A 2,542-nucleotide genomic window follows, 5' to 3' on the forward strand; every position below is an offset into this window, starting at 1 on the left:
CTAGCTGAACAGATTAAAAACGAAAGAGGGATTTATTTTAAATACAGAGCCGTTATAATAGATCTACAGCACGATGATTTATCTTGAATCTTATGTCGAGCGCTAACTCACATAACTTTCGTTATTAATTATTTCCAGTAATTAATAACCGTGCATCGAATATAAAACTAAACCCGATCATATTCAATATGGTCGGGTTTTATTTTTTAGCCAGGGAACGATTATTTTGCGACGGCAGCATAGCTTGCCTAAAAAAAAGGGTTAAAAACATAAGGAAGCAGTAATCAGGGAAAAGAGGTCATTAAAATAATTATGTCAGTTCGCTTCGTTAACACTCACTCTAAAAAAAAGCCACCAATCAAATAGAGGGAATATCTTAAAATCAAAGTGTTCTGATGAAGTCAAATCGTGGGCTGTTCCTCAAATTCGACTTTCTAACCGTTTCGCCGATTTACTGCGTTCGATCTTCCCACTAATTTCTCATCATCTTCCCAAAATCTTGGGCGCAAGGCTTCCCCGTTCCTCTTTCTTTGGTTTTTCAAAGCTGTGATTCTCACCTGTGACCATCCAAAAAAAGCGTTTAAAAGCAGTTCAGCGCTCGGATGTGCACAGCCCTTCGGGAAAATTTTTCTGATCTGTGAACAAACCTGATGGATAAGTCCGCATAACGGTTGTGCTGTTATACGTTGACTTACCCACAAGTTTGATTCACAGGAAAAATTCTGCACACAACCGAGACAGAGCTGAACTTAACTATAGGTTTTTTAAACTTACTTTTATTTGTTCAGGTACATCGAAGACGGCTGCGAATCAACAAAGTCGCTTTATCAAACGGCTGCATCTTTCGGATTTTGCGGGGGAAGCCTTGCGCCCTTCAATTCCGTGAGCCTTGATAATTTCAAAATTAGTGTGAGCCTTGATCTCACTGGTAAATCGAACTCAACTCAAAAGCTCAAATTCTCGGAGGCAGTCCCGACTATCGAAGCTTTCTGATTATGGAAAAAATAACCCGAAACCGATGGGAACAAATTACCGTTATAATGTGTTTCCAAGACAAAAAAATGCACCCTTAAGGGCGCACTTATGCAAACTAAGTTTGCTAAAATACTTTTAAATCAGTGATTTCGGAAAGACAATAAAAAGAGCCACCATTCTCAATCAAAATCTCTGGTGAACCAGAAAGATTAAGAATTAGACTGATAACTATGCCCTGATTAGGGAAAATTATGTCACCCAGTGAAGAATTAAAAGAAACTTGTTTGCCTAGAAGGTCTAAAGCATTAAAATTTGAAAAAGTCATAGTGATCTCCCAATAGATCGATGTGATTAGCTGAAACATTGGACGGCCATCCGGTGTTTCAGCGATTTAATTATAAACGTCCGGTTTTAATCGAACGAAGCATAAAAAGTTTAAGTTCCCTGCTAGGATTTGAATGAGTTTTCTTACAAACCTTCTCAAATTCAGTCTTCAACAAACTATTAACCTTAAAATTAAGAGTTGTATCCAAATCAGAAAATGAATCCTGAATTTTTTCTACAAGATCTCGCCTTTGTTCAATATCTTGCTGCATACCCTTAAAAGCTTCCAAGGGATCGTTTTTACTCATTTCAATACCAAAGTAGTTACTAAGTAATTAATTGGAATATACCAAGTAATTACTTTCAAGTAAATATTTATTTTAAAATAAATGGTTAAACCAATGTATTTAAAGTATTTTTTTAAATCAATTACCTAAAAAGTGCTAAATTTCGCACTAGAGTCCACCATTAGAAAGAGTGGACTCAAAGAGAACACAAAAAAGAATGTTCAAAACTGCGGTGCGTACAGTCGTGCGCTCCTCGTTCTGAACATTCTCAAATTGTTTTTTTTGGAAAATACTTAATTTAAGTAGTGATAATTTAGTTTCTAAATTTATCATTATGGTGAAAGTTGGAGAAGATCAGGGAATACTCACCCTAAAGCACAAGAAAGCGCTTTAGGAGTATTTCCCTAAACAATGTGGTCATCACTACGGAGCCAAGCCATCGTTTCACAGGAGCGTATCAGAGTCTATTCCTACGCTTGTTTTGGTTATGGTATAGATCACCACCCGAACACGTCCAAAACCGCCTATAAACGCCTTTTATTGATCAACGCAAGGGCAAAACCCAATATGCTCACGATCAGCGTTTTATGACTACTCATAACGTCATCTGCTTTGTTCAGTTCCCCCAGTAGCAGATTTAACCTATTTTGCGCTGGCGTACACGAGACCGACCCACAAAATGGACGGAAATTGACTAGCTGAACAGATTAAAAACGAAAGAGGGATTTATTTTAAATACAGAGCCGTTATAATAGATCTACAGCACGATGATTTATCTTGAATCTTATGTCGAGCGCTAACTCACATAACTTTCGTTATTAATTATTTCCAGTAATTAATAACCGTGCATCGAATATAAAACTAAACCCGATCATATTCAATATGGTCGGGTTTTATTTTTTAGCCAGGGAACGATTATTTTGCGACGGCAGCATAGCTTGCCTAAAAAAAAGGGT

2 protein-coding genes are annotated in these 2,542 nt (G+C 37.1%); both read right to left on the reverse strand.

Features of this window, described 5'->3' with window-relative positions:
* Positions 1-1,099 precede the first annotated feature (1,099 nt).
* On the reverse strand, positions 1,100-1,300 hold the full coding sequence (locus tag B9T35_RS18170) for a hypothetical protein (protein WP_139842058.1): 201 nt from the start codon (positions 1,298-1,300) through the stop codon (positions 1,100-1,102).
* 70 nt (positions 1,301-1,370) lie between these two features.
* A complete protein-coding gene (locus tag B9T35_RS18175; protein ID WP_086192694.1) occupies positions 1,371-1,607 on the reverse strand; it encodes a hypothetical protein in 237 nt (78 codons plus the stop codon).
* Positions 1,608-2,542: the final 935 nt, after the last annotated feature.

Source organism: Acinetobacter sp. ANC 3832, from assembly GCF_002135415.1.
In the GTDB taxonomy this organism is placed as follows: Bacteria; Pseudomonadota; Gammaproteobacteria; order Pseudomonadales; family Moraxellaceae; genus Acinetobacter.